This is a genomic window from Cryptosporangium arvum DSM 44712, from assembly GCF_000585375.1.
In the GTDB taxonomy this organism is placed as follows: Bacteria; Actinomycetota; Actinomycetes; order Mycobacteriales; family Cryptosporangiaceae; genus Cryptosporangium; species Cryptosporangium arvum.
In genome coordinates this window covers 4,637,938-4,661,164 of sequence record NZ_KK073874.1, presented here as the reverse complement: position 1 = coordinate 4,661,164, position 23,227 = coordinate 4,637,938, and the positions used below count along the sequence as shown (strand labels likewise).

General features: G+C 72.0%; 23 protein-coding genes. 13 read left to right on the top strand and 10 right to left on the bottom strand.

The genetic code is table 11. The features are described 5' to 3' along the window. Positions 1-172: 172 nt before the first annotated feature. From CRYAR_RS20890 to CRYAR_RS20865, 6 genes are all read left to right on the top strand, one after another. Positions 173-664 (top strand): toxin-antitoxin system HicB family antitoxin, encoded by a 492-nt coding sequence (locus tag CRYAR_RS20890; protein WP_035853484.1) that lies wholly within the window; start codon positions 173-175, stop codon positions 662-664. Between the two features lie 23 nt (positions 665-687). Next, complete coding sequence (locus CRYAR_RS20885) at positions 688-1,542, top strand: DUF4097 family beta strand repeat-containing protein (RefSeq protein ID WP_035853480.1); 855 nt, start codon at positions 688-690, stop codon at positions 1,540-1,542. Further along, positions 1,539-2,294 (top strand): ABC transporter ATP-binding protein, encoded by a 756-nt coding sequence (locus CRYAR_RS20880; protein WP_035853473.1) that lies wholly within the window; start codon positions 1,539-1,541, stop codon positions 2,292-2,294. The genes CRYAR_RS20885 and CRYAR_RS20880 overlap by 4 nt, the downstream gene beginning before the upstream one ends. Then, positions 2,291-3,046, top strand: a complete 756-nt coding sequence (locus CRYAR_RS20875) for an ABC transporter permease (RefSeq protein ID WP_035853470.1) — start codon at positions 2,291-2,293, stop codon at positions 3,044-3,046. The genes CRYAR_RS20880 and CRYAR_RS20875 overlap by 4 nt, the downstream gene beginning before the upstream one ends. 126 nt (positions 3,047-3,172) lie before the next feature. Next, positions 3,173-4,513 (top strand): MFS transporter, encoded by a 1,341-nt coding sequence (locus tag CRYAR_RS20870; protein WP_084701955.1) that lies wholly within the window; start codon positions 3,173-3,175, stop codon positions 4,511-4,513. 44 nt (positions 4,514-4,557) lie between these two features. Then, positions 4,558-6,516: a transglycosylase domain-containing protein gene (locus CRYAR_RS20865; protein WP_035853465.1), complete on the top strand. Its 1,959-nt coding sequence runs from the start codon at positions 4,558-4,560 to the stop codon at positions 6,514-6,516. Between the two features lie 29 nt (positions 6,517-6,545). Here the strand turns inward: CRYAR_RS20865 and CRYAR_RS20860 are convergent, their stop codons facing one another. Both CRYAR_RS20860 and CRYAR_RS20855 read right to left on the bottom strand, forming a co-directional pair. Then, complete coding sequence (locus CRYAR_RS20860; protein WP_211247563.1) at positions 6,546-7,235, bottom strand: GAF and ANTAR domain-containing protein; 690 nt, start codon at positions 7,233-7,235, stop codon at positions 6,546-6,548. Positions 7,236-7,299: 64 nt separating this feature from the next. After that, positions 7,300-7,917, bottom strand: a complete 618-nt coding sequence (locus tag CRYAR_RS20855) for a hypothetical protein (RefSeq protein WP_035853448.1) — start codon at positions 7,915-7,917, stop codon at positions 7,300-7,302. Positions 7,918-7,983: 66 nt separating this feature from the next. On the opposite strand from CRYAR_RS20855, the gene CRYAR_RS20850 reads away from it, so the two are divergent. Continuing rightward, on the top strand, positions 7,984-8,685 hold the full coding sequence (locus CRYAR_RS20850; protein ID WP_035853440.1) for an ArsR/SmtB family transcription factor: 702 nt from the start codon (positions 7,984-7,986) through the stop codon (positions 8,683-8,685). Here the strand turns inward: CRYAR_RS20850 and CRYAR_RS20845 are convergent. From CRYAR_RS20845 to CRYAR_RS20835, 3 genes are read right to left on the bottom strand one after another with little or no spacing between them, the layout of a single operon-like run. Next, a complete protein-coding gene (locus CRYAR_RS20845; RefSeq protein WP_211247562.1) occupies positions 8,672-10,018 on the bottom strand; it encodes a permease prefix domain 1-containing protein in 1,347 nt (448 codons plus the stop codon). The genes CRYAR_RS20850 and CRYAR_RS20845 overlap by 14 nt on opposite strands. Then, complete coding sequence (locus CRYAR_RS20840; RefSeq protein WP_035853435.1) at positions 10,015-10,377, bottom strand: PadR family transcriptional regulator; 363 nt, start codon at positions 10,375-10,377, stop codon at positions 10,015-10,017. Before CRYAR_RS20840 ends, CRYAR_RS20845 begins: the two co-directional genes overlap by 4 nt. Positions 10,378-10,429: 52 nt before the next feature. After that, positions 10,430-11,629 (bottom strand): oxygenase MpaB family protein, encoded by a 1,200-nt coding sequence (locus tag CRYAR_RS20835; protein ID WP_051570728.1) that lies wholly within the window; start codon positions 11,627-11,629, stop codon positions 10,430-10,432. 119 nt (positions 11,630-11,748) lie between these two features. On the opposite strand from CRYAR_RS20835, the gene CRYAR_RS49030 reads away from it, so the two are divergent. Next, entirely contained in the window at positions 11,749-12,306 is a 558-nt protein-coding gene (locus CRYAR_RS49030) for a TetR/AcrR family transcriptional regulator (RefSeq protein WP_035853430.1), read from the top strand. 43 nt (positions 12,307-12,349) lie between these two features. Next, a complete protein-coding gene (locus tag CRYAR_RS20825) occupies positions 12,350-12,811 on the top strand; it encodes a hypothetical protein (RefSeq protein ID WP_035853423.1) in 462 nt (153 codons plus the stop codon). Between the two features lie 130 nt (positions 12,812-12,941). Here CRYAR_RS20825 and CRYAR_RS20820 read toward each other — a convergent pair whose 3' ends face one another. Genes CRYAR_RS20820 through CRYAR_RS20810 form a run of 3 tightly spaced genes read right to left on the bottom strand, consistent with a single transcriptional unit; the run spans position 12,942 to position 16,332 of the window. Further along, positions 12,942-14,270 carry a dihydrolipoamide acetyltransferase family protein gene (locus tag CRYAR_RS20820; RefSeq protein ID WP_035853417.1) on the bottom strand — a complete coding sequence of 443 codons (1,329 nt, stop codon included), beginning with the start codon at positions 14,268-14,270 and terminating at the stop codon, positions 12,942-12,944. After that, positions 14,267-15,247, bottom strand: coding sequence for an alpha-ketoacid dehydrogenase subunit beta (locus tag CRYAR_RS20815; RefSeq protein WP_035853413.1), 981 nt, complete (start codon positions 15,245-15,247; stop codon positions 14,267-14,269). Before CRYAR_RS20815 ends, CRYAR_RS20820 begins: the two co-directional genes overlap by 4 nt. Then, complete coding sequence (locus tag CRYAR_RS20810; protein ID WP_035853410.1) at positions 15,247-16,332, bottom strand: thiamine pyrophosphate-dependent enzyme; 1,086 nt, start codon at positions 16,330-16,332, stop codon at positions 15,247-15,249. Before CRYAR_RS20810 ends, CRYAR_RS20815 begins: the two co-directional genes overlap by 1 nt. Before the next feature lie 131 nt (positions 16,333-16,463). Here CRYAR_RS20810 and CRYAR_RS20805 point away from each other — a divergent pair, with 131 nt between their 5' ends. Together CRYAR_RS20805 and CRYAR_RS20800 are read left to right on the top strand one after the other, a co-directional pair. Continuing rightward, complete coding sequence (locus CRYAR_RS20805) at positions 16,464-16,913, top strand: Lrp/AsnC family transcriptional regulator (RefSeq protein ID WP_035853409.1); 450 nt, start codon at positions 16,464-16,466, stop codon at positions 16,911-16,913. 38 nt (positions 16,914-16,951) lie between these two features. Next, complete coding sequence (locus CRYAR_RS20800) at positions 16,952-18,226, top strand: ABC transporter substrate-binding protein (RefSeq protein ID WP_035853405.1); 1,275 nt, start codon at positions 16,952-16,954, stop codon at positions 18,224-18,226. 41 nt (positions 18,227-18,267) lie between these two features. Here CRYAR_RS20800 and CRYAR_RS20795 read toward each other — a convergent pair whose 3' ends face one another. After that, entirely contained in the window at positions 18,268-19,344 is a 1,077-nt protein-coding gene (locus CRYAR_RS20795) for a sugar ABC transporter substrate-binding protein (RefSeq protein WP_084700754.1), read from the bottom strand. 101 nt (positions 19,345-19,445) lie between these two features. Between CRYAR_RS20795 and CRYAR_RS43380 the strand changes: the two genes are divergently transcribed. Beyond that, positions 19,446-20,636 carry a diguanylate cyclase gene (locus CRYAR_RS43380; protein ID WP_169745067.1) on the top strand — a complete coding sequence of 397 codons (1,191 nt, stop codon included), beginning with the start codon at positions 19,446-19,448 and terminating at the stop codon, positions 20,634-20,636. On the opposite strand, the gene CRYAR_RS20785 is transcribed toward CRYAR_RS43380, so the two are convergent. After that, complete coding sequence (locus CRYAR_RS20785) at positions 20,633-21,679, bottom strand: substrate-binding domain-containing protein (protein WP_211247561.1); 1,047 nt, start codon at positions 21,677-21,679, stop codon at positions 20,633-20,635. The genes CRYAR_RS43380 and CRYAR_RS20785 overlap by 4 nt on opposite strands. A gap of 230 nt (positions 21,680-21,909) precedes the next feature. Here CRYAR_RS20785 and CRYAR_RS20780 point away from each other — a divergent pair, with 230 nt between their 5' ends. After that, a complete protein-coding gene (locus CRYAR_RS20780) occupies positions 21,910-23,226 on the top strand; it encodes an ATP-dependent 6-phosphofructokinase (RefSeq protein WP_084700750.1) in 1,317 nt (438 codons plus the stop codon). Position 23,227 lies beyond the last annotated feature (1 nt).

Genomic DNA, 23,227 nt, shown 5'->3' with positions numbered 1-23,227 from the left:
GGTGCCGCAGAACCGTTGTAGGAATCCTCCAAAAAACGGTGCGCCCGGGAGCGCCGCGTCACGACGCCGCCACTGCGGCCCCCTCACGGGGCGGAACTCCCCGCGCGCCGCCCGCCGCCGCTTGGCATCATCGTGGTTGCGAATGGCATCACTTTGATGCCACCATGACGTCATGGAACTTGGCCCGTACGTCGACGCCGTTCGTCACGAACTCGCTCTGGCCGCGGCGGCCGGCGGCGAGGACGCCCGGGAACTGGCGGAGCGGCTCACCGCCCCGCTCGAGTCCGCGCTGCGCCTCGCGTTGCTCGACGCGCTGTCCGAGGCGGCCACCGAGATCACCCGGGACCTCGCGCCCGGCTCGGTGGACCTCCGTCTCCGTCAGCGCGAGCCGTCCTTCGTCGTGACGCCCCCACCGCCCGACGCGGCCGAGGCCCCCGCCCCGGTCGCGCCCCCGGTGGCCGACAGCGAGGACGACGCCATGGTCCGGATCAGCCTGCGGCTGCCGGAGAACCTCAAGACGCGGGTCGAACAGGCCGCCGCCCGCGCCGGTGTCTCGATCAACACCTGGTTGATCCGCACCGCCTCCGCGGCCGTCGGCACCGCCACCCCGCCACCCACCGCGCCCCCGAGCGTCGGCCAGCGCTACACCGGCTGGGTCCGATGACCCTCACCCGAAGGAGCACCGCCGTGCCCACCTACGACACACCCCAGCCGATCTCGGCCGACATCAACATGGTCGCCGGCGAGATCCGCGTCATCGCGAGCGACCGCCGCGACACCGTCGTCACGATCGCCCCGGCCGACGCGTTCAGCGACCGCGACGTCCGCGACGCCGAGGACACCGAGGTCGACTTCACCTCCGGGCGGCTGACCGTGCGCGGCCCGCGCTCGTACAGCCCGTTCCGCCGGGCCGGGCTGCCCGACGTCACGATCGAGCTCCCGGCCGGCTCCGCGGTCGACGCCCGGATCGGCGCCGGCGCGATCCGCTGCACCGGCCCGCTCGGCGACACCCGGCTCAAGAGCGGCGCCGGTGACCTCCAGGTCGAGGACGTGGCCTCGCTGCGCGCGTCCACCGGGCTCGGCGTCGTCTCGGCCGGGCACGTGGCCGGCGACGCCGACCTCACGACCGCGTCCGGGCGCCTCTCGGTGCAGTCGGTCGGCGGTCGCGCCGGGCTGTCGAACAGCAACGGCGACACCTGGATCGGCACCGCCGGCGCTGCCCTTGTCGCCAAGTCCGCGAACGGGGCGATCACCGCCGCCCGCACCACCGGCCCGGTCACCGCCAGCACGGCCGTCGGGGACATCCGACTGGCCGAGGTCGTCCACGGCGACGCGACGCTGAAGACCGCCGCCGGGCGCATCGAGATCGGCATCAGCCCGGGCACCGCCGCCCGCCTCGATCTGCACACCGACTTCGGCCGGGTCGTCAACGAACTCGACGCCACCAGCGGGCCGCGCGAGACCGACAACCGCGCCGAGGTGAAGGCACGCACCAGCTTCGGCGACATCGTGGTCCAGCGGTCGGTGGAGGCGGCGTCATGACCACGGCGATCCGGGTCACCGGCGTGACCAAGGCGTTCAAGGATCTCGACGTGCTGCGCGGCGTCGACTTCGCGGTCGACCGGGGCACGGTGTTCGCGCTGCTCGGCTCCAACGGCGCGGGCAAGACCACGCTGGTGAAGATCCTGTCCACACTGCTCAAGGCCGACGGCGGCAGCGCGGGCGTCAACGGTTTCGACGTCGCCACCCAACCGGGGGAGGTCCGCGATTCGATCAGCCTCACCGGACAGTTCGCCGCCGTCGACGAGATCCTCACCGGCCGCGAGAACCTGATCCTGATCGCGCGGTTACGGCACCTCCCGGACCCGAAGACGATCGCCGACGACCTGCTGCGCCGGTTCTCGCTGACCGAGGCCGGCGGCCGGCGGGCGGCGACGTACTCCGGCGGTATGCGCCGCCGGCTCGACATCGCGATGAGCCTGATCGGGAACCCGCCGGTCATCTTCCTCGACGAGCCGACGACCGGCCTGGACCCGGAGTCCCGCCTCGAGGTGTGGCGCGCGGTCCGGGAGCTGGCCGAACAGGGCACGACCGTCCTGCTCACGACGCAGTACCTGGACGAGGCCGAGCACCTCGCCGACCGGATCGCGATCCTGCACGAAGGCCGGATCCTGGTCAACGACACCCTGGCGGAGCTGAAGAAGCTGCTCCCGCCGGCCGAGGTCGAGTACGTCGAGAAGCAGCCGACGCTCGAGGACGTCTTCCTCGCTCTCACCGCGAAGGACAAACGATGACTCTCGTCCGGGACACCGCCACGCTGCTCGGCCGGTCGCTGCGCCACGTCACCCGCAGCGTCGACACGATCATCACCACCACGCTCATCCCGATCGTCTTCATGCTGATCTTCGTCTACGTGTTCGGCGGCGCGATCGACACCGGGTCCGCGTCGTACGTGTCCTACATGCTCCCCGGCATCCTGCTGATGACCGTCGCGTCGGGGATCGCCTACACCTCCTACCGTCTCTTCGGCGACATCCAGAACGGCATCTTCGAACGGTTCCAGTCGATGCCGATCGCCCGCTCGAGCGTGCTCTGGGCGCACGTGCTGACGTCGATGATCGCCAACGCGGTCTCGCTCGCCGTGGTCGTGCTGGTCGCGCTGGTCATGGGGTTCCGGTCCGGGGCCGGGCTCACCGCGTGGCTCGCGGTCGCCGGGATGCTGTTGCTGCTCACGCTCGCGCTGACCTGGGCGGCCGTCATCCCCGGTCTCACCGCGAAGACCCCCGACGGCGCGAGCGCGTTCGGCTATCCGCTGCTGTTCCTGCCGTTCGTCAGCTCGGCGTTCGTCCCCACCGACTCGATGCCCGGCCCGGTGCGCGCGTTCGCCGAGCACCAGCCGGTGACCTCGATCGTCGACGCCCTCCGGGCCCTGTTCGCCCAGCAGCCGGTCGGGAACGACATCTGGACCGCGCTGGCCTGGTGCCTCGCCATCCTCGTGGTCGCCTACGCCGGCGCGGTCACCGTCTACCGCCGCCGGATCTCCTGACCTCCTCCCCCGGGCTAGTGTTTGTACGACGCAACCGTCTCCGGGGGAGAAACGATCGTGACGAAACTGGAGTCCTCCCCGAGCGTCGGGCTGCGCTCCGAGCGCGGACCGGTCCTGCTCGCGCTGATGCTCTCCACGTCGCTCGTCGCGCTCGACTCGACGATCCTCGCCACCGCGGTGCCCTCGATCGTCGACGACGTCGGCGGATTCACCGAGTTCCCCTGGCTGTTCTCGATCTACCTGCTCGCCCAGGCGGTCACCGTGCCGCTCTACGGCAAGCTCGCCGACCTGTTCGGCCGCAAGCCCGTGATCCTGTTCGGCATCACGATGTTCCTGATCAGCTCGGTGCTGTGCGGCTTCGCCTGGAGCATGGGCGCGCTCATCGTCTTCCGGTTGATTCAGGGCCTCGGGGCCGGGGCGATCCTGCCGATGACGATCACGATCGCCGGTGACCTCTACACCACCGAGGAGCGCGCGGTGGTGCAGGGCTACATGGCCAGTATCTGGGGCCTGGCCGCGGTCGTCGGCCCCACGCTCGGCGGGGTGTTCAGCGAGTACGTCTCCTGGCGCTGGATCTTCTTCGTCAACGTCCCGCTGTGCCTGCTCGCGGTGCTGATGGTGCTGCGTAACTTCGCCGAGCGGGTCGAGCGCGGCCGCCCGTCGATCGACTACACCGGCGCCGGCCTGCTCACGTCCGGTCTGACCCTGCTGATCCTCGCGCTGCTGGAGGGCGGTCAGCGCTGGGCGTGGGGCTCGCCGGCCGGCCTCGGGATCGTCGCGCTCGGCGTCGCCCTGCTCGTGGTTTTCGTGCTGGTGGAGAGGCGGGCGGCCGAACCGGTGCTCCCGCTCTGGGTCTTCCGCCGCCGGCTGTTGGTCACCAGCGGCCTGGTGTCGCTCACGCTCGGCGCGGTGCTGTTCGGCCTCACGTCCTACGTGCCCACGTACGTGCAGGAGGCGCTCGGGCACGGACCGCTGGTCGCCGGGTTCGCGCTGGCCACCCTGACGATCGGATGGCCGCTCGCGGCCTCGAACTCGGGCCGGATCTACCTGCGCTTCGGGTTCCGGGTGTGCGCGCTGATCGGCACCACGATCATCCTCGGCGGTACCGCGCTGCTGCTCCGGCTCGACGAGCACAGCAGCGTCTGGTTCGTCGCCGCCTGCTGCTTCGTGATCGGCGCGGGGATGGGCCTCACCGCCAGCCCGACGCTCATCGCGGCGCAGTCGAGCGTCGGCTGGCACGAGCGGGGCGTCGTCACCGCGAACAACCTGTTCCTGCGCTCGATGGGCAGCGCGGTCGGCACGGCGGCGTTCGGCGCGCTGGTGAACGCCGTGCTGGGGTCGCACGCACGCACCCCGGCGCTGCTGACCGAGGCCGTCGGGCGCATCGTCGTCGTGTTCGTCGGCCTCACCGTCGTGATGCTGATCGCCGCCGCGGCGCTCCCCGGGCGGGCCGGCGAACCCGTGTGACCAGTGTGGTTGCGTTTCACCGCAATCCACAACAGAATCGCGCGATGCGTAGTGATCAGTCCGAGGTCGACGTCGTCGAAGCCGAGCGGAACGACGAGGCTGACACTCCGCCACCGAACGACCCTCCCCCGCCCGCTCCGCCCACCGGACGAGGCCGGCCCCGCGGGCTGCGGATCCTGACCGTGGTCGTCGTCCTCGGGCTGGTCCTCACCGCGATCGGCGGGGTGGTGGTGTGGAACAGCACCGATCTGCCGCCGATCGCGAGGCTCCCCGGAACGACGCAGATCAAGTACTCCGACAACTCGACGCTCGCGACGTTCGCGTCCGAGAACCGCGTCGTGGTCGCGCTCGACCAGGTGCCGGAACACCTGCGCCAGGCGGTGATCGCCACCCAGGACCCGGACTTCGAGACCTCCGGGAACACGCTCTCCGGTGCGTTCCGCGCGCTGCGCTACCTGGTCGCCGGCAGCGCGGGCAAGGAGACGCTGGCCGAGCAGTACCTGCGCAACACGATCTCGTCCGGCCAGGGCCGCACCGCGTACAGCGGTCGGGCGATCCGCGCGGTCAAGCTCCAGCAGTCGATGAGCAGGTCCGACCTCCTGATCGGCTACCTGAACACGATCTACTACGGCCGAGGCGCGTTCGGTGTGCAGAGCGCGGCCCGGGCGTACTTCGGTAAGGACGTCGGCACGCTGAGCGTCGAGGAGGGTGCCGTGCTCGCGGCGGCCATCGACGACCCGTCACGCTCCGACCCGTCCGGCAACCCCGACGCCGCGCGCAGCCGGTGGACCACCGTGCTCGACGCGATGGTCGACGCCGGGGACCTGGACCGGTCGGCCCGCGCGTCGATGCAGTACCCGAAGGTTCTCGCGCAGCCGCAGCGCTCCCAGTGGCGCGCCGGTTCCGCGGGCGTGCTCGGGGCCCGCATCGAGTCGGAGCTGATGAAGCTCGGCTTCTCCCCGATGGACATCAACACCGCGGGTCTCACCGTCTACACGACGATCAGCCCCAGGGCGCAGAAAGCGGTCACCGCCAGCGTCCGCAGCCGGGTCCGGGGCGAGGAGGCCGCGGTCGTCGCGCTCGACCCGAAGTCCGGCGCCGTGCGCGCCTACTACGGCGGTGCGCGGGGCTACGGCAACCTCGACCAGGCCTCGTCGGTCGCGCCCCACCCGGCCGCCGCGTCGTTCCAGCCGTTCGTGCTGGCCACCGCGGTGCAGGACGGCTACAGCATCGACTCGCGGTGGGACGGCACCACCGGGCAGCGGTACGAGGATCTCGCGAAGCCGCTGGACAACAGCGCGTCCTGCGGGCCACGGTGCACGCTCACCACCGCCACCGTGCAGTCGGTCGAATCGGTCTTCTGGGGCGCGACGCTCACGACCGGGTCGACGAAGGTCGCCCGGGACGCGGCGAAGGCCGGCATCAGGACGCTGGACGGGAAGCCGGCCGATGACGCCAAGGTCGACGGCTCGATCGCGCTCGGCCGGTACGGGGTGTCGGTGCTCGACCAGGCGTCGGCCTACGGGACGTTCGCGGCCGGCGGCGTCCACCACGAGCCGTACTTCGTCACCAAGGTCCTCGACTCGGACGGCAAGACCGTGCTCTACGACCGCGCGTTGAACCAGGGGCAGGCGGTGACGGTCTACCAGGCCCCGGTCGCCCGGGACGTCTCCTACGTGCTGCAGCAGGCGTACGCGGCCGACCCGGCCCTGCGCCTCGGCCGTCCGGCGGCGGCCAAGTCCGGCGGGCAGCGCTACGGCAGCTCGTCCGACGCCTGGGTGGTCGGGTACACACCGCAACTGGTCACCGCGGTCTGGGCCGGGAAGGGCGAGAGCACCACGATCCCCCCGGAGGCGCGGGTCAACGGCACGATCAACGTCCGGGGCTCCGGGGTGCCCGGCGCGGTCTGGCGCGACGTGATGACGTCCGTACTGACGGGCACCGCCGCGGAGAACTTCCCGCCGCCGCTGCACACCGGCAACCGGCCGGGCAACGCCCGCTAGGAGGGCCGCCGCCGTGGTCGCCCGGCATTCTAGGAACGCCGCTGCGCGCGGGCGACCACAGCGGCGGCGACGTCGCGCAGTTTGCGGTTGGTGTGCTGGGACACCGTGGTGAGCTGAGCGAAGGCTTCCTCCGCCGAGCACCGCCCCTCGGCGATGAGGATGCCCTTCGCCTGCTCGATCACGGCCCGCGACTCCATCGCGGCGCGCAGGCCGTGCGCGAGTTCGGTGGCCGTCGTGTAGGCGTGCGCGTTGGCGACCGCGACCGCCGCGTGGTCGGCGACGACCGCGGCGAGCGCGACCGCCTCCTCGTCGAACGCGGCCTTCTCCACGCTGTAGACGTTGAGCGCGCCGATGACGTGCTGCTGCACCGGAAGCGGCGACGAGAGGCTGCTGTACACCCCGAGCTCGACGGCGTGCGGCGCGTACAGCGGCCAGCGCTTCTCGCTGCCCATGTCGTCGACGACCAGCACCTCGCCGCCGCGCGCGGCGTCCAGGCACGGCCCGTACCCCTGGTCGTACTGCCGCTCGTCCAGCGCCCTGGCCAGCCCGGCGGTGGACGCCGCAGTGGTAGGCCGGTCGTTGACCAGCAACGTCACCGACGCTTCGGAGGCCCGGGGCACGGCGTCGCGAGTGACCTCGGCGACCCGGAGCAACACCGTCTCGAGTGGGGTGTCGGCGAGGACGATCCGGCTGAGCTCGGCCATTCTGTCGAGTACCACGACGGATACAGTGACCGAATCTCGCCCTGAGTAACCCTCCCCGCCGGGAGGACTTCCCGCCGCGCTACCGGGGCCTCGCCGTGTCGTCGTCAGGGTGTGCCCCTGAGGCCAGTGCGAGCGCGTGGGGCCGGCCGGGGCAGGCGTGCGGGCCGGCGCCGAACGCGAGGTCGCCGGCGAGCGGTACCCGGACGATCGTGCCGTCCGGGGCCAGCCGTCGGGTCGCCGGCGCCGGCGGGTCGTCGCGCAGCACGACGTCGAGCGGGGCGGTCCGGGCGCGTTCGGCCAGGTGGACGGTGGCCGCGCAGGCCTGCACCAGCAGTCCGATCCGAGCCGCGGTGGCCTCGTCGTAGGCACCGCCGAGGCGGGCGACGAGCCGGTCGGTGGCGTCGTCGGCGCGGGTCTCGTCGCCGGTGCCGGGCTGGTAGGCCTGCGCGACGTCGGCCACCCACTCCACCGGCACGTCCAGCTCCAGCGCGCGGGCCAGCACCGCCACCGGGTGGCCGGTGGCACCCCGCAGGGACTCCGGCGGGACGGTGTCCAGCAGCGCGACCACGAGGGCCCGCCGCCGCCGGTGGGCCTCACCGGAGCTGAAGCGCGCCACCGAGGCGCGTAGCCAGGCGACCCCGCGGGAGGCGTCGGGGACGGGCGGCACGCGGTACGCCGGGTCGGTCAGGATGCTCATACCGGCCGACGCTAGGCCGCGAACCGTTCGGCGCCGGCCGAACCGTTCCGGGCGCAGAATGGCCCGGTGACCACCGCCCGCGACCTCGCCTCGATCGCGTCGCTGCTCGCCGACGAGACCCGCGCCGCGCTCTGCCTGGCGCTGCTCGACGGCCGGGCCTGGACCGCGGGCGAGCTGGCCCGGCACGTCGGCGTCGCCCCGTCGACCACGACCGCGCACCTGCACCGGCTGGTGGGCGGCGGCCTGCTGACCGAGCACCGGCAGGGGCGCCACCGTTACGTGGCGCTGGCCGACGCGTCGGTCGCCGACCTGCTGGAGGACCTGTCGGCGCGGGTGGAGCCCCGCCCGGCGCCGCCCCGGGGGCTGCGTGCGGTGACCGCCGACGCCGCGCTGCGCCGCGGACGCACGTGCTACGACCACCTGGCCGGCGGCCTCGGCGTGGCCGTCACCGACGCGCTGGTCCGTGACGGCCTGCTGGACGCCGACGTGCTGACCCCGGCGGGCACGGCCTGGTTCACCGACACGCTCGGGGCGCCGCTGCGCCCCGGCCGCCGCCCGACGGCCCGGCGGTGCCTGGACTGGACCGAGCGGCGCCCGCACCTCGCGGGCGCCGCCGGGGCCGCGCTCTGCGCGGCCTTCCTGCGCACCGCGTGGATCAGGCGGGTCGGCTCCGGCCGCGCGGTCCGCGTCACGGCCGACGGTACGGCGGCGCTCACCGCCCTGTTCGGCCCGGATCCGCGCTGGGAGGACCTCCCTAGTCGAACGTGAAGATCAGCGGGAACACCAGCACCACGAACCACGCCCAGCCGGCATAGACGAACACGTACCGGGTCTGCCAGCGTTCCAGCGCCGCGAACGTCACCCGGTGCCGCACGAACGCCAGCAGGAGCCACGCCGTCCAGGCCAGGTTGCCGAGCAGGATCAGGTTCTCGCCCAGCACCGCGGTCTTGTTCGGGGTGAAGCCCCACCCGGTGATGCGCCCGGTGATCGCGGCCAGCACGACCGCGTCGATGAGCAGGGCGACGACCACCAGCCCGAGCTGCAGCCGGTCGAACCAGCCGGGCCCGGTCGCGGGGTCGCGGGCCGAGATCGAGTAGAGCAGCAACCCCAGCACGACGACGAGCATCAGGTCGAACAGCAGCAGCACGTCGCGCTCGACGTCCAGCCGGCCGGTCCAGACCAGCCCGACCAGGAGGGCGAGCAGCGCGGCGGCGAACAACGGCGTGAACACCCTGGTCAGCACCGGGGCCATGTTCTCGATGACGCTCTGCTTCGCCTCGACCAGCCAGGCCGCGACGACGACCGCCCCGGCCGCGCCGCACGGCAGCAGCCACTCGGACACCGCGACCTCGGCGTCGAGACCGATCGCGTTGAACGTCCCGACCGTGAACGCGAGGAGCACGCCGCCACCCAGGCCGATCAGCGCGTAGTAGATCGCCCACTCGCCGGTGAAGCGGATGAAGTCCATCCGCCGGCGGCCGTCGCGCCAGTCACCGCCGACGTAGGCGATGCCGACGACCAGCCACAGCGCGAGCGGCAGGTGGATGGCCGAGACGACCAGGCTCTGCGAGTCGTCGCTCATCGGGTACGCGTTGATCGCGACCGCGCCCAGCACGAACAACCCGGCCAGCACGCCGACGACCCGGGGCGGCACCCGGCGTCGCCAGGCGAAGTACCCGGCCAGCGCCGGCAGCACGAACAGGCTGACGTTGCGCCCGTAGAAGTCGGCGTCGTCGTCGCTCAGGCCGATGCCGAAGAGCACCGGCAGCTTCACCGCGACGACGGCGATCACCGCGCAGATCAGCGCCGCGACGAACTCGCGGCGCGGTTTCTCGCGCTCCTCCTCACCCGGGAGCACGAGTTGCTTCCAGAGCCGCTCGGAGTGCTCCCGCGCGAACTCGCGCGACAGGTCGTCGAGGCTGCCCATCCGCTTCACCGCGATCAGGAACGCCTCGTCGGCGTGCAGCCCGGCGTCGGTGAGCTCGGCGATCCGCGCGCGGAGGTGGTCCTCGAGCTCGTCGGTGTCGGTGCCGTGCAGCTCCCGGCGGCGGTCGGCGTACGCCCGCCAATCGGCGATCTGGGTCTCCAGGTCCGGGCTCACCGTCCACCCTCCCAGGCGAGCGGCGGCATCCGGGTCGAGTCCCACACCCCGCGGAGCGTCGCGACGACCGCGGCCCACTGCTTGCGCTGCTCCACCAGTTCCGCGCGCCCCTGCCCGGTGATCCGGTAGTACTTGCGCTTGCGGCCGCCGGGTGGGGTCTCCCAGAACGACTCCACGTGCCCGAGCCGCTCGAGCCGGTGGAGCAGGGGGTAGAGCAGCCCGTCCGTCCACTCGAGCTGACCGTCGGACAGCTCGTTGACCTGCTTGAGGATCGCGTAGCCGTAGCTGTCACCGTCGGCGAGTATGCCGAGCACCAACGGCGTAGCGGACGCGGCGACCAGGTCCTTCGTGATGCGCATCCGACCTCCCTATACCTAGAGCTGCGATGCATAGTAGCTCTAGGTATCAAGGTCAGGTCGCCCGGGCGGGATGGCTGCGCGCGGTGGCCGGCGAGGCGTCGACCAGGTCGTGGTGCACGTCGTACTTCGCGCGCAGCAGGGCGTCCTGTTCGGCCTGGTAGCGCTGCCCGGCGCGGGTGCGTGCCGCCAGCGCCGCCGGGATGCGGTCGAGCACGCCGTTGACCACCCGTAACACCGGCCCGACGGCCCGGATCACGGTGGTGAGCCGCGTCGCCGGGATGCCGAGCTCGTCGGCGATCACGTCCCCGACAAAAATCCTTTCCAGCCCGTGGACGACGTTCGGCGCGAGCCTCCGCGCGCGGCCCGGCAGCAGCCCCTCCAGCTCCGGCACCAGGAAGTCGGTGTTGATCGCACCGACGAGCGTCCGGCAGTACTCGTCGACCGGCGGGCGGGTCAGCAGGTAGATCTCCTCCAGGCGCTCCTGCTCGCCGCGGTCGCGGGGCAGCAGTGCCTCGTCGATGCCGAGCAGGTAACCGAGGTAGCGCCAGCGCGCGTACGCGGCGTCGGACTCGAACGGGCGCTGCGGGGCACCGATCGCCCGCATCGCACGGAGCGGGATCAGGCAGAACTCGACCAGCGTGTAGGCCAGGAACGCCTGGCAGATCGGCACGCCCCACGCGGCCGCGTCCCAGTCGGCGCGCCCGGCGAGCGACCGCCGGACGAGCGCGTGGATGATCCGCACCCGCACGGTCAGCTCGAACCCGGTCGAGTACCGGCCCAGGCCGCCCGGCTCGGAGACCGCGGCGAGCCACGACGCGACCTCGATCGTGCGCGCCCCCGCGTTGTCCAGGTAGCGCCCGGTCATCTCCAGCGGCCGCGACGCCGCCGCGTTGGCGTACCCGCTCACCAGCGACGCCGCCCCGAGCGCGATCCCGGACTGGCGCACGTACCGCGCGGCGTGCGCGGAGGCGGCGTCCAGGGCCGGGAAGTCGACCCAGGCCGGGACGGCTTCGAGCTGGTCGAACAGGGCACGCAGCGACGGCGGCGCGCCCTCGGGCACTCCGTCGCGGCACGCGGTGCGCAGCAGCTTCAGGCCCGCACCGTGGCCGAGCGTGTCGAAGTCGGCCACGAACGCGTCCGCCAGCGGATCGCCGGCCCACATCGCCTCGAAGTACGTGTCCGCGAAGGCACCGAACCGCCGGGCCGCCTCGTCGCGGGCACGCACCGAGGTCGGAAGCTCCTCGGGGATCATGACCCGAGGGTAAAGTGAAGAATTCTCACCTTCCATTCACTTCTCGCGGTTGCGAATCGGTGTTCACTGACATGGCGCGTAAGCAGCGAATACAGCCCGTCCAAGAACGAGCTCGGCAGATGCGACGCGACCTGCTCGACGCGACCGTTCACCTTCTCGAGCGCGACGGCGCCGCCCGGCTGACGACGACCGCGATCGCCTCCCGCGCGCACGTCAGCACCGGCACGTTCTACCGGTACTTCTCCGACAAGGGCGACGTGCTCGCCGCGCTGCGCGAGGAGACGGTCCGCGCGATCAGCGTCGACCTGATGGACGGGGTGGCCCGCGCGATCGACCTCGGCCTCGACGACGGGGTGCGGCTGATCGTCGAGACGCTGGTGTCGGCGTTCGAGCGGCACCGGCCGGTCATCCTCGCGATCGCCGACGCCACCCCGGCCGGCACCACGGCCAACCTGCTGCCCTCGATCGAGGCGGACCTGTACCCGCTGGCCACCGTCCTGCCCCGCCGCCACCGCCCGGACGCAACCCCCGCCGAACTGGACGCGATCGTGTTCCTGTCGATGGGTGTGCTGGTCTCGTCGTGCCTGCGCATCGCCCTGCAGCGCCCACCGTCGGTGTCCCGCCCGGCGCTGCTCGACCTGGCCACCACGATGGCCGTGTCCGTCATCCGCGGGTGATCCACCGGCGCTTACGCTGGCGGAGATCACGTGGAGGAACCTCATGTCCCACGCCGTGGACTTCACCACCGTGTCGACGGCCGGCCTCGAGTCGTCGCCGGTCGCCGACGCGCTCGCCGGCCTGCGCGCCAACGAGGCCCGGTACTTCAAGAACAAGTACGACCACGTCTTCGCGGTCGAACCGGCGGACGAGGCCAGGGCGGTCGTCGACTGGGTGCACGGCATCCTCGCCGACGAGCGTGGTCTCGTGATCGCGTCGCGCCCGCTCGAAGCGACCGAGTTCCAGGTCGAGAACATCCGGATGGCCTACGTGTTCTACGAGAGCGGCCTCTCGATCAACGTCATGTACGGGCTCGACGACGGCGGGAAGCGGGCGGTCGGGTTCAAGCTCGCGGACGGGATGGACGTTCCCGAGGAGCTCGCGTCGTTCAAGTTCGCCCGCCAGAAGTCGAAGCTGGCCGGCACGATCCGCGGCTCGTACTTCGTCATCAAGAACCAGCACTGACGCCCCGCCGGCGGCTCCGGGTGCGCAGTACCAGGACGATGGCCGCCAGGGCACCGGCGAGCCCGGCTCCGGCGCAGCCCGGGCCGCCGTACCGCGGGTCGAAGTAGACGTCGTCCGGCGACTGCGTCGATCACAGGCGGGCGATCGCCGCCGCGGGGTTCTCGATCGCGTCGGCGACCACGCGGAGGAAGTCGGCGGCGGTCCGCCCGTCGCAGACCCGGTGGTCGAAGACGAAGCTGAGCGTGGTCACCTTGCGCACCGCGAGCTCCCCGCCGACCACCCAGGGACGGTCGATGATCCGGCCGACGCCGAGCATGCCGACGTTCGGGGGCGTGAGGATCGGCGTGCTGCCGTCGACCCGGAACGCGCCGTAGTTGTTCAGCGTGAACGTGCCGGCCGAGGAGGTCGCCTCGCCGTTCCGCGCCGCGGCGGTGAGGCGGCGGATCTCGGCGTCCAGCCCGGTCGTGGTGAGCGTGTCCGCGTGCGGGACGGCCGGTACGACCAGGCCGTTGGCACCCTGGACGGCGAGGCCGAGGTGGACGGTCGGCGAGTGGACGGTCTCGCGGCGCTCGGCGTCGAAGCGGGCGTTGAAGACCGGGTGTTCGCGGAGCGCGGCCACGGTGAACCGGGCGAGGTAGGCGAGCAGGCCGGGGCCGTCCGGGGCACCGGCCCGGAGCTCGACCAGCGGGGTGGCGTCCACGTCGGCCCAGATCGTGACGTCGGGGATCTCGCGCCGGCTCCGCTCGAACACACCCGCCGCGGCCTTTCCGAGCGGCGAGAGCTCCACCCGCGTCTCCCCGCTGCGCGCCGGGACCGGAGCCACGGCGGGGAGCGCTTCGGCCGCCGCGGCCGGCGCCTCGACCCGGGACGCGGCCGGAGACGCGGCTTCGACGTCGCGGCGGAGGATCAGACCGCCGTGGCCGCTGCCGCGGATCGTACGCACGTCGACGCCCCGCTCCTGCGCGAGCCGCCGCACCAGCGGCGACACCACCCGCGGCCGATCCCCCGCGGCCGCGGCCGACGACGCCGTTTCCGCGGCACCCGGGACCGGCAGCCCGACCGGGGACGTCACCGGGAGCCCGACCGGGGACGCGGCTGTCGCCGCAGGCGGGGCCGCCGCCACCGGCGCGGCGGCGGCGCGCGGGCGGCGGTGGCGGCGCGGGCCGGTCGAGGTCGTCGTGCCGTACCCGACCAGCACGTTCCCGGACCCGGCCGGTTCGTCGGTGGTCACCGACAGCAGCGGGTCACCGACCGTCGCGGTGTGGCCGACCTCGACGTGCCGGGCGGTCACCGTCCCGGCGAACGGCGTCGGCACCTCCACGACCGCCTTCGCGGTCTCGACCTCCGCGACCGGCTGGTCGATCGTCACCGCGTCGCCCTCGGTGACCAGCCACCGCACGACCGCCGCCTCGGTGAGCCCTTCGCCGAGGTCCGGCAACACGAACGTCTGCGCGCTCATACCAGCTCCCACTGCAGGTCGTCGACCGTGTCGAGGATCCGGTCCACGCCGGGCAGGTAGAGCGACTCGTACGCCGGCGGCGGGAACGGGATGTCGAACCCGGTCACCCGCCGCACCGGCGCGGACAACGACGAGAAGCACCGCTCGGACACCCGCGCGGCGATCTCCGACGCCACGCTCGCGAACCCGGGCGCCTCGGCGACGACCACGGCCCGCCCGGTCCGGGCGACCGACCCGCACACGGTCTCGTCGTCGAACGGCACGATCGTCCGCACGTCGACCACCTCGAGCGAGCGCCCCTCGGACGCCGCGACCGCGGCGGCGTCCAGCGCCACCGGCACGGCCGGCCCGTAGGCGATGAGCGTCGCGTCGGTGCCGGGCCGCCGGATCACCGCGCGCCCCGGCGGTGGCACGGTCCCGGACGGATCGCGCTCCTCCTTCGTCCAGTACAGCTTCTTGGGTTCCATGAAGACGACCGGGTCCGAGCCGGTGAGCGCGGAGCGCAGTAAGCCGTACGCGTCGGCCGCCGTCGACGGCGTGAACACCTGGAGCCCGGGCGTGTGCGCGTAGTAGGCCTCGGACGAGTCGCAGTGGTGCTCGACCCCGCCGATGCCCCCGCCGTACGGGATCCGGATCACGAGCGGCAGCGTGACCGCGCCGAGCGTGCGGTTCCGCATCTTCGCGACGTGGCTGACGATCTGCTCGAACGCCGGGAACGCGAACGCGTCGAACTGCATCTCGACGACGGGCCGGAACCCGTTCATCGCCATGCCGATCGCCATCCCGACGATCCCCGACTCGGCCAGCGGCGTGTCGAAGCAGCGCGCCGCCCCGAACTCCGCGGTCAACCCGTCGGTGACCCGGAACACGCCGCCGAGCGGGCCGACGTCCTCACCGAACACCACGACGCTCTCGTCGGCGCGCATCGCGTCACGCAGCGCGCTGTTGACCGCGCCGGCCAGCGTGATCTTCTCCATCAGACGTCCACCTCCCGGCTCAGTTCGTCGCGGACCAGCGCGGCCTGTTCACGCAACTGCGGGGTCGGCGACGCGTAGACCTGGGCGAAGAGCTGCCCGGGGTCCTTCGTCAGCGTCGTCTCGACCCGCAGGGCGGTCGCGACCCGCTCGGCCTCGGTGTCGAACGCGACCTGCCGCGCGTCGTCCAGTGCCCCGGTGCCCCGCAGGTACGTGGCCACCCGGGCGAGCGGGTCGCGCGCCACCCACTCCTCGACCTCGGCCGCGACCCGGTAGCGCCCGGGATCGTCGGCGTTGGTGTGCGCGGCCACGCGGTAGGTGTGCGCCTCGATCAGCTGCGCCCCCCCGCCGTCGCGGGCCCGCCCCACCGCGTCGGTGAGCACGGCCAGCAGCGCGGCCACGTCGTTGCCGTCGACGCGTTCACCCGGGAGCCCGTGGCCGACGCCCTTGTGCGCCAGCGACGGCGCGGCGCTCTGCTTCGACAGCGGCACCGAGATCGCGTACTGGTTGTTCTGCACCAGGAACACCACCGGAGCGCCGAACACCGCGGCGAAGTTCAGCGCCTCGGCGAAGTCCCCCTCGCTCGTGGCACCGTCCCCGCACAGCGCCATGACGACGGTCGGCTCCCCCCGCAGCCGCGCGGCGTGCGCGACGCCCACCGCGTGCAGCAGCTGGGTGGCCAACGGCGTGGTCTGCGGCGCGACCCGGTGCGCGGTGGCGTCGTACCCGGTGTGCCAGTCGCCCCGGAACAGCGTCAGCGTGGCCACCGGATCGACGCCGCGGGTCACGATCGCCACCGCGTCGCGGTAGGTCGGGAAGAGCCAGTCGTCGGCCGCCAGCACCTGGGCCGCCGCGACCTGGCAGGCCTCCTGCCCGTGCGAGGACGGGTAGACGGCCAGGCGCCCCTGCCGGACCAGCGCGTACGCCTGTTCGTTGAAGCGCCGGCCGACGACGAGCGCGGCGTAGGCGTCGAGCAGCGCGGCGGGCGGCGGGAAGTCGGGCCGGTCGGCGCCGACCGCGACCCCGTGCTCGTCGATCAATTGGACCGGGGACCGTGACGGGAGCAAGTGATCGGGATCACGTGTCATGAATAGATGCTCCACCGGAAGCCATTCGCACGGAACCGGTGGCCGGATCGCGAGAAGATGTCACCGAAAAGGCGGCCTGCCCGAGCCGTTCGTCCAACACCCACCCGCTTCCCGGAAGGCCCGCGAGACACATGGCCACCGACCTCGACGACACCGACCGCCGCATCCTCGCCGCGCTGCGTGCGGACGGCCGGCTCTCGATCCGCGCGCTCGCCGAACAGGTCCATGTCTCCCGCGCGAACGCCTACGCCCGGGTGGAGCGCCTCCGCGAGACCGGCGTACTGCGCGGGTTCCACGCCGACGTCGACCCGGTCGCGGCCGGGCTCGGCACCACCGCCTACATCACGCTCAACCTGAGCCAGCACCAGTGGCGGCCGCTGCGCGAACGGCTGCAGGCACTGCCCGGTGTCGTGCACATCGGCCTGGTCGGCGGCGAGTTCGACGTCATCCTGCTGGTACGCAGCCGCGACAACGCCGAGCTGCGCCGCCTGGTGCTCGACGAGATCCAGAGCATCGACGGGGTCCTGAGCACCCGGACCTGGCTGGTCTTCGAAGAACTCGAGCCCACGCTACGACCGTGAGCGCGTTATCGGGGCGAATTTGGCTATTGTCAGTTTTTATGGGGCTCAGCCGACGTCAGGTGCTCTCCGCCTCGCTGCTGGCGCCCGTCGCGGCGCTGACCGGGTGCGGCTCCGGTGACGACGGGGCCGGGAAACCGACCGGCACCGCGCTCTGGTGCTGGCCCGGCGGCCTCTCGTCGGCCGTGATCGCGGACGCGGTCAAGCGCTTCGCGCCCGACACCAGGCTCACCTACACCGAGCACGCCGGCGTGTTCCGGACCGGCCTCGACACCGCGCTGTCGAAGGCCGACGGGGTGCCGGCGATCACCGGCATCAAGGGTGAGGACCTCGCCTCGTACCTCCCCCGGGCCGACCTGTTCGTCGACCTGCTGACGCTCGGCGCGGACGAGATCGAGAACGACTACCTGGCCTGGAAGTGGCAGCAGGGCCGGGCCAACGACGGACGCCTGGTCGGCATCCCGATCGACATCGGGCCCACCGCCGCGTTCTACCGCGCCGACGTGTTCGGCCGGGCCGGCCTGCCCACCGAGCCCGCCGACGTCGACGCGGCGATGCGGACCTGGACGGAGTTCCGGATGCTCGGCGCCCGGCTGCGCCGCCGTCTGCCCGACACGTTCTGGATCGCGAACACGATGACGCTGTTCACGATCGCGGTGTCGCAGTCGGGCACCCGGTTCGTCGACGAGCTCAACCGTTTCGTCGGCGACGGCAACCACATCCGTTCGGCCTGGGACATCGCGATCGGCGCCAGCACCGACGGGCTCTGCGCGCACGTCGACAACGACGCCCCGGAGTGGGCCGCGCTGGCGGCCGACGGCTCGATCGCGGTCTCGCTCGGCGCCGCCTGGCACGCCCAGGACATCGAGGGCGCGGCGCCGCTGACCAGAGGGAAGTGGCGGGTGGCAACCGGGCCGGCCGGCGACACGAACATCGGCGGTTCGTTCCTCGGCATCCCGGCGTCGGCGTCCGACCCGGACCTCTCCTTCCGGATCATCCGGTGGCTGCTGAACCCCGGCAACCAGGCCCGCGCGTTCACCGACACCCGGCTGTTCCCGTCGACGCCGGCCACCTACGCGATGCCGGCGTTGACCGTGGCCGACCCGTTCTTCGGCGGCCAGCGCACGATCGACGTGTTCAGCGCGTCGGCCCGGCACACCCGCCGCCTCTACGAGGCCCCGGCCGACGCGGCGATCCAGGACGTCTATCTCGGCGAGCTCCGCGAGGTCGAGTACCGCGGCAAGGCACCGGCGATCGCCTGGCGCGACGCGCTGCGCAAGGCCCGCCGCCTGGCCGACGAGAGCGGCGTCAACTAGGTCGGCGTGTCGCCGGCCCGCGGACCCGTGCCCGGGCGCGCTCAACCCGAGGCGCCGACCGCCGCCTCGGAGAGCGGGCGGAGGTGGCGGGCGGGGTTCTCGAGCAGGTCCCGGTCGTGTTCGGCGAACCAGGCCGCGGCCGACTCCGACGACCGCTGGCGCGCGATGATCTCCGGCGCGTTGGCCGGGGTGACCACCAGCGCCGGCACCTGCACCCACCCCTCCGGCAGATCCGAGCCGTACCGCAGGTGCGCGGCCTGCAGCCGGCCGGCGATCAGGCCCTGCAGGAACGTCTCGCCGGAGACCAGCACCAGGTCGCCGGTCGCGGCGGCGTGCAACCCGTCGGCGCCCAGCCCGATGCCCGCGGCGGCCCACTGCCCCCGGTAGGTCGTGCGCGCCCGCACGATGTTCCCGGCGTCGACGTCGCCGACCCCGACGAACGCGATCGCCCGCGGGTTCGCCCGTACCAGCACGTCCCAGGCCTCGTGGTTGATCTCGGGTTCGAGCTTGGTGTCGAACGGCCCGATCACCCGCACCCGCGGGAACAGCCGGGCGAAGGTCTCGCGGAACCCGATCGCGCGCTCGTCGTAGGTCTGCACACCGGGCGCGGGGTTGCCGAGCACCAGGGTCCCGGTCACGGTGCCGCGGAGCGTGCGGGCGAGCTGGCGGGCCAGCAGCTCCCCCACCGCCCGGTTGTCGTTGCCGATCAGCAGCGGTACCTCGGAGCTCTGCGCCGGGGGACACTGCAGCGCCACGACCGGCATCCCGGCGCGGCTCAGCCCGGCCAGCGACTCCGCGAGCAGCTCCGGGTTGAACGTGAACACCGTGTAGCTGTCCGGGGCCGGGGACCGGTTGGCCCGCAGCGCGCGCAGCTGCTGGGCGGTGTCGGCGATCCGCGGCCCGAACTCCCGGTGCCGGACGCCGCCGATCTGCTTCACCCCGATCGCGAAGCCGCGGACCATCTGCTGCACGGTGGTCAGCTCGGTGCCGACGACGACCAGCGCGGCCACCGGCGTCCCGCCGGGCTTCCGGGCGCACGAGGTGAGGGCGACGAGCGTCAGCAGCAGCGCGAGCACGGCCCGGGTCACGCCCCGCCCATCGGCAGCGGAGCGCCGCATTTCAGTCCTTCGACCGGCGAAGACTCAGCCCGGCCCCGGATCGGTCGATGGGATTCTCGAGAGCGGCCGAGGGGAGACATCCGCCGATGCGGATCGCGTGGATGCGCAGACGCGGCGTCGCGCGCGGTGCGGTGACCGCGCTGGCGATCGGCCTGTCGGTCCTGGCGGGCCTGGCGGTCTTCAGCACCCGCAGCTCGGCCGGCGCGATGACGCGGATCGCCGACACCCAGGAACACAGCCGGCAGTGGGGCGACGTCTATCTCAAGATCAGCATCGAGTACGAACAGCTGATCGACTTCGTGCGGTCCAAGACCGAGGTCGGCAAGCAGCCGCTGATCTCGTCGATCGGGTCGGCCGAGGCCAACCTGCGGTGGCTGGTCGCGAACGGCGACGACGCCGACGCCGCCGAGGCCCGGTCGCTGCAGAACACCTACGGCGGGTACAGCTACACGCTGCGCGCGCTCGTCGACGCCGACCAGCGGGGTGACCGCGCCGAGGTGCTGCTGGACGCCGAGCAGGCCGCGCTGAGCGCCTCAGCGCTGCGCAAACAGGCCTCGGTGAACGTCGCACGCAACAGCCTGGAGATCGGCGCCGCGCTGCGTGACGCGCAACGCACGAACCAGCGGATGCTCGTGGCCGTCGGCGTGATCTCCGCGATCGACCTGGTGCTCGTCCTGTTCAGCACGCTGGTGCTCCTGGCCTACCAGCGCGGGGCCGAGCGGCTGGCCGAGGAGAGCCGCCACCGGGCGACCCACGACAGCCTCACCGGCACCGCCAACCGCTCCCTGCTCCACGAGCACATCGACGCGTGCCTGGCCCGCTGCGACCGCGAGGCCGACGTGGGGGTGGCGCTCCTGCTGCTGGACCTCAACCGGTTCAAGGAGGTCAACGACACGCTCGGCCACCACGCCGGCGACCAGCTGCTGATCGAGGTGGCGGCCCGCCTGGCCGGGGCGGCCCGGCGCAACGACCTGGTCGCGCGCCTCGGCGGCGACGAGTTCGCCGTGCTGCTGCCCGGCGTCGCCGACCGGGCGACCGCGATCGAACTCGGCGAGCGGGTGCACGCGGCGCTCTGCGGCCCGGCCACCGTCGACGACGTCACGGTGGCCGTGTCCGGCAGCATCGGGATCTCCCGCTACCCCGGCCCCAGCACCGACGCCGAGAAGCTGCTGCAGCACGCGGACATCGCGATGTACACGGCCAAACGCGGCCACCTCGGGGTGGCGTTCTACGACCCGGACACCGATCGGCACTCGGCCGACCGGCTGTCCGTGATCGCGGACGTCCCCTAGGACGCGAGACCGACCTGCGCGGCGCTGTAGTAGCTGCTGCCGACCAGCACCTTCTCGTAGTTGCCCTTCACGACCGTGACCGGCTGGAGCAGCGCGGTCGGGACGATCTTGACGCCGTTGTCGAACTGCGTGGTGTCCGTGACCTGCGGCGATCCGCCCTTGAGCGAGGTGTCGACGAGGGTCGCGGCCAGCTCGGCCAGCTTGCGCGTGTCCTTGAAGACCGTCTGGTCCTGCTGGCCGGACGCGATCAGCTTGACCGACTCGATCTCCGCGTCCTGCCCGGTGATCACCGGGCGCTTCGCGCCGGCCGCCTTGATCGCCTGCAGCACGCCCCGCGAGATGCCGTCGTACGGCGAGAGCACCGCGTCGAGGTCACCGGACTCGTAGTGCTCCTTGAGGATGCTCGCCATCCGCTGACGTGCGACCTCGTCGCTCCACGCCTTCGTGGTGACCTGGTTGAACGCCGTCTGGCCGCTGCGCACGTCGAGGCGGCCGCTGTCGATGAACGGCTTCAGCACGCTCATCGCGCCCTTGTAGAAGACCGAGGCGTTGTTGTCGTCGGCCGAGCCGGCGAAGAGCTCGATCGTGACCGGCTCGCCGCCGCTGCGCAGCTTGAGCGCGTCGACGAGGTAGGTGGCCTGGAGGATGCCGACCCGCTGGCCGTCGAACGTGGCGAAGTAGTCCACGTCGGGGGTGCCTTCGATCAACCGGTCGTAGGCGACGACCTTGACCTTGGCCTCGTGCGCCTTGGCCAGCACGCCGGTGAGCGACTTGCCGTCGACCGCGCTGATCACCAATGCCTTGGCCCCGGCGTCGATCATGGACTGAATTTGCTGGATTTGCCGGGCCGCCGAACCGTCGGCCACCTTCATGTCGGCGGCATAGCCCAGACGCTCGAATTGATAAGTGAGGTTCTCACCGTCGGTGACCCAGCGAGCCTGGTCGTCGGTCGGCATCGAGATACCGATCAGGCCACCGGACGTGTCCTTGGTCGAGTCGCTTTCCGAGTTCGAATCGCCGCACCCGACGGCCGCGAGCAGCACCGCTACTACCAGTAATGATGCCCGGACTATCCGTGGCAAACCCATCGTGCTTCCCCTTTGAGCGGGCAGGCCCCCGATTTCCAACCACCATTGTGATCACGGCGTTTACCACCGGTGGGTTCGAAATGAGAGAAGGCCAACTGCCACTACGGTCTTGATCGATCCCTGAAACCCCTGTCGGTGCGATACCGTACATGATGGTGTAACGGGCTTCTGGCTGAGGAATAACAGTGCGACTGAGTGACTTGCAGGCCATCACGCATGACGACCTGTTGATCACCCGATTGGGTACACGCACAGTAGATACGCCGTTACAGGAATTGCTTGGGAACCGTCAAGAATCGGTCCATTACGTCACCGAGACCGATCGGGTCCTCCTCGACGACACGCTCGGAATGGCCAAGGGGCGCGTCGAGCGGACCGAAGACCTTCCGGCGTTCAACCCCGGCGGGCCGCGGGCGAAGCTCTTCTTCGACCCCTCCGAGGTCACCGCGGCGATCGTGACGTGCGGCGGGCTCTGCCCCGGGCTCAACAACGTCATCCGGGCGCTCGTGCTGCACCTGCGCCACGCGTACGGCTGCCGGGACGTGCTCGGCTTCAAGAACGGCTACCACGGGCTGGCCGACGGGTCCGACCCCGTACGCCTCACGCCCGACCTGGTCCGCGACATCCACACCCGCGGCGGCACGATCCTGGGCACGTCCCGGGGCAGCCAGGACCCGGCGACGATGGTCGACACGCTCGTCGCGCACAAGATCGACATGCTGTTCGTGGTCGGCGGCGACGGCACGCTGCGCGGCGCGTCCCTGATCGCGGACGAGGCCGCCCGCCGTGGTCTCCCGATCGCCGTGGTCGGCGTCCCGAAGACGATCGACAACGACATCCCGTGGATCGACCACAGCTTCGGGTTCCAGACCGCGTTCGCGCGCGCCGCCGAGTCGATCCAGGCCGCGCACACCGAGGCCAGCTCCGGCGTCAACGGCATCGGGCTGGTCAAGCTGATGGGCCGGCACTCCGGGTTCATCGCCGCGCACGCGACGCTCGTCGCGCAGGGCGTCGACTTCACGTTGATCCCCGAGGTCCCGTTCACGCTCGACGGGCTGCTGGCCGGAATTCGCAAGAAGCTCGCCGAGCAGGGGCACGCGGTCGTCGTGGTGGCCGAGGGGGCCGGGCAGGACCTGCTGCCGGCCTCGACCGCCACCGACCCGTCGGGCAACCGCAAGCTCGGCGACATCGGCGCGTTCCTGCGCCAGGAGATCAGCGACGGCCTCGGCGACCTGCCGTACTCGCTGCGCTACATCGACCCCGGGTACGCGATCCGCTCGGTGCCGGCCAACGCGTTCGACGCGGTGTACTGCACCCGCCTCGCCCAGGCCGCGACGCACGCGGCGATGGCCGGGTTCACGTCGATGATGGTCGGCAGCCGCCGGGGCCGGTTCATCAACCTGCCGATCAAGCTGGCCACCGCGACGAGCAACCACGTCGACCCGCACGGCGACCTGTGGATGGCCGTGCTCGAGACCACCGGCCAGCCGGTCCGGTTCTGAC

Coding starts and splice junctions, on each gene's coding strand:
- CRYAR_RS20820 (WP_035853417.1), bottom strand. CDS start 14,270: ATGAGCGCGCAGACGTTCGTGTTGCCGGACCTCGGCGAAGGGCTCACC.
- CRYAR_RS20865 (WP_035853465.1), top strand. CDS start 4,558: ATGCGTAGTGATCAGTCCGAGGTCGACGTCGTCGAAGCCGAGCGGAAC.
- CRYAR_RS20810 (WP_035853410.1), bottom strand. CDS start 16,332: ATGACACGTGATCCCGATCACTTGCTCCCGTCACGGTCCCCGGTCCAA.
- CRYAR_RS43380 (WP_169745067.1), top strand. CDS start 19,446: ATGCGCAGACGCGGCGTCGCGCGCGGTGCGGTGACCGCGCTGGCGATC.
- CRYAR_RS20890 (WP_035853484.1), top strand. CDS start 173: ATGGAACTTGGCCCGTACGTCGACGCCGTTCGTCACGAACTCGCTCTG.
- CRYAR_RS20880 (WP_035853473.1), top strand. CDS start 1,539: ATGACCACGGCGATCCGGGTCACCGGCGTGACCAAGGCGTTCAAGGAT.
- CRYAR_RS20795 (WP_084700754.1), bottom strand. CDS start 19,344: ATGCGGCGCTCCGCTGCCGATGGGCGGGGCGTGACCCGGGCCGTGCTC.
- CRYAR_RS20815 (WP_035853413.1), bottom strand. CDS start 15,247: ATGGAGAAGATCACGCTGGCCGGCGCGGTCAACAGCGCGCTGCGTGAC.
- CRYAR_RS20870 (WP_084701955.1), top strand. CDS start 3,173: ATGCTCTCCACGTCGCTCGTCGCGCTCGACTCGACGATCCTCGCCACC.
- CRYAR_RS20800 (WP_035853405.1), top strand. CDS start 16,952: ATGGGGCTCAGCCGACGTCAGGTGCTCTCCGCCTCGCTGCTGGCGCCC.
- CRYAR_RS20825 (WP_035853423.1), top strand. CDS start 12,350: ATGTCCCACGCCGTGGACTTCACCACCGTGTCGACGGCCGGCCTCGAG.
- CRYAR_RS20835 (WP_051570728.1), bottom strand. CDS start 11,629: ATGATCCCCGAGGAGCTTCCGACCTCGGTGCGTGCCCGCGACGAGGCG.
- CRYAR_RS20805 (WP_035853409.1), top strand. CDS start 16,464: ATGGCCACCGACCTCGACGACACCGACCGCCGCATCCTCGCCGCGCTG.
- CRYAR_RS20855 (WP_035853448.1), bottom strand. CDS start 7,917: ATGAGCATCCTGACCGACCCGGCGTACCGCGTGCCGCCCGTCCCCGAC.
- CRYAR_RS49030 (WP_035853430.1), top strand. CDS start 11,749: ATGCGACGCGACCTGCTCGACGCGACCGTTCACCTTCTCGAGCGCGAC.
- CRYAR_RS20840 (WP_035853435.1), bottom strand. CDS start 10,377: ATGCGCATCACGAAGGACCTGGTCGCCGCGTCCGCTACGCCGTTGGTG.
- CRYAR_RS20875 (WP_035853470.1), top strand. CDS start 2,291: ATGACTCTCGTCCGGGACACCGCCACGCTGCTCGGCCGGTCGCTGCGC.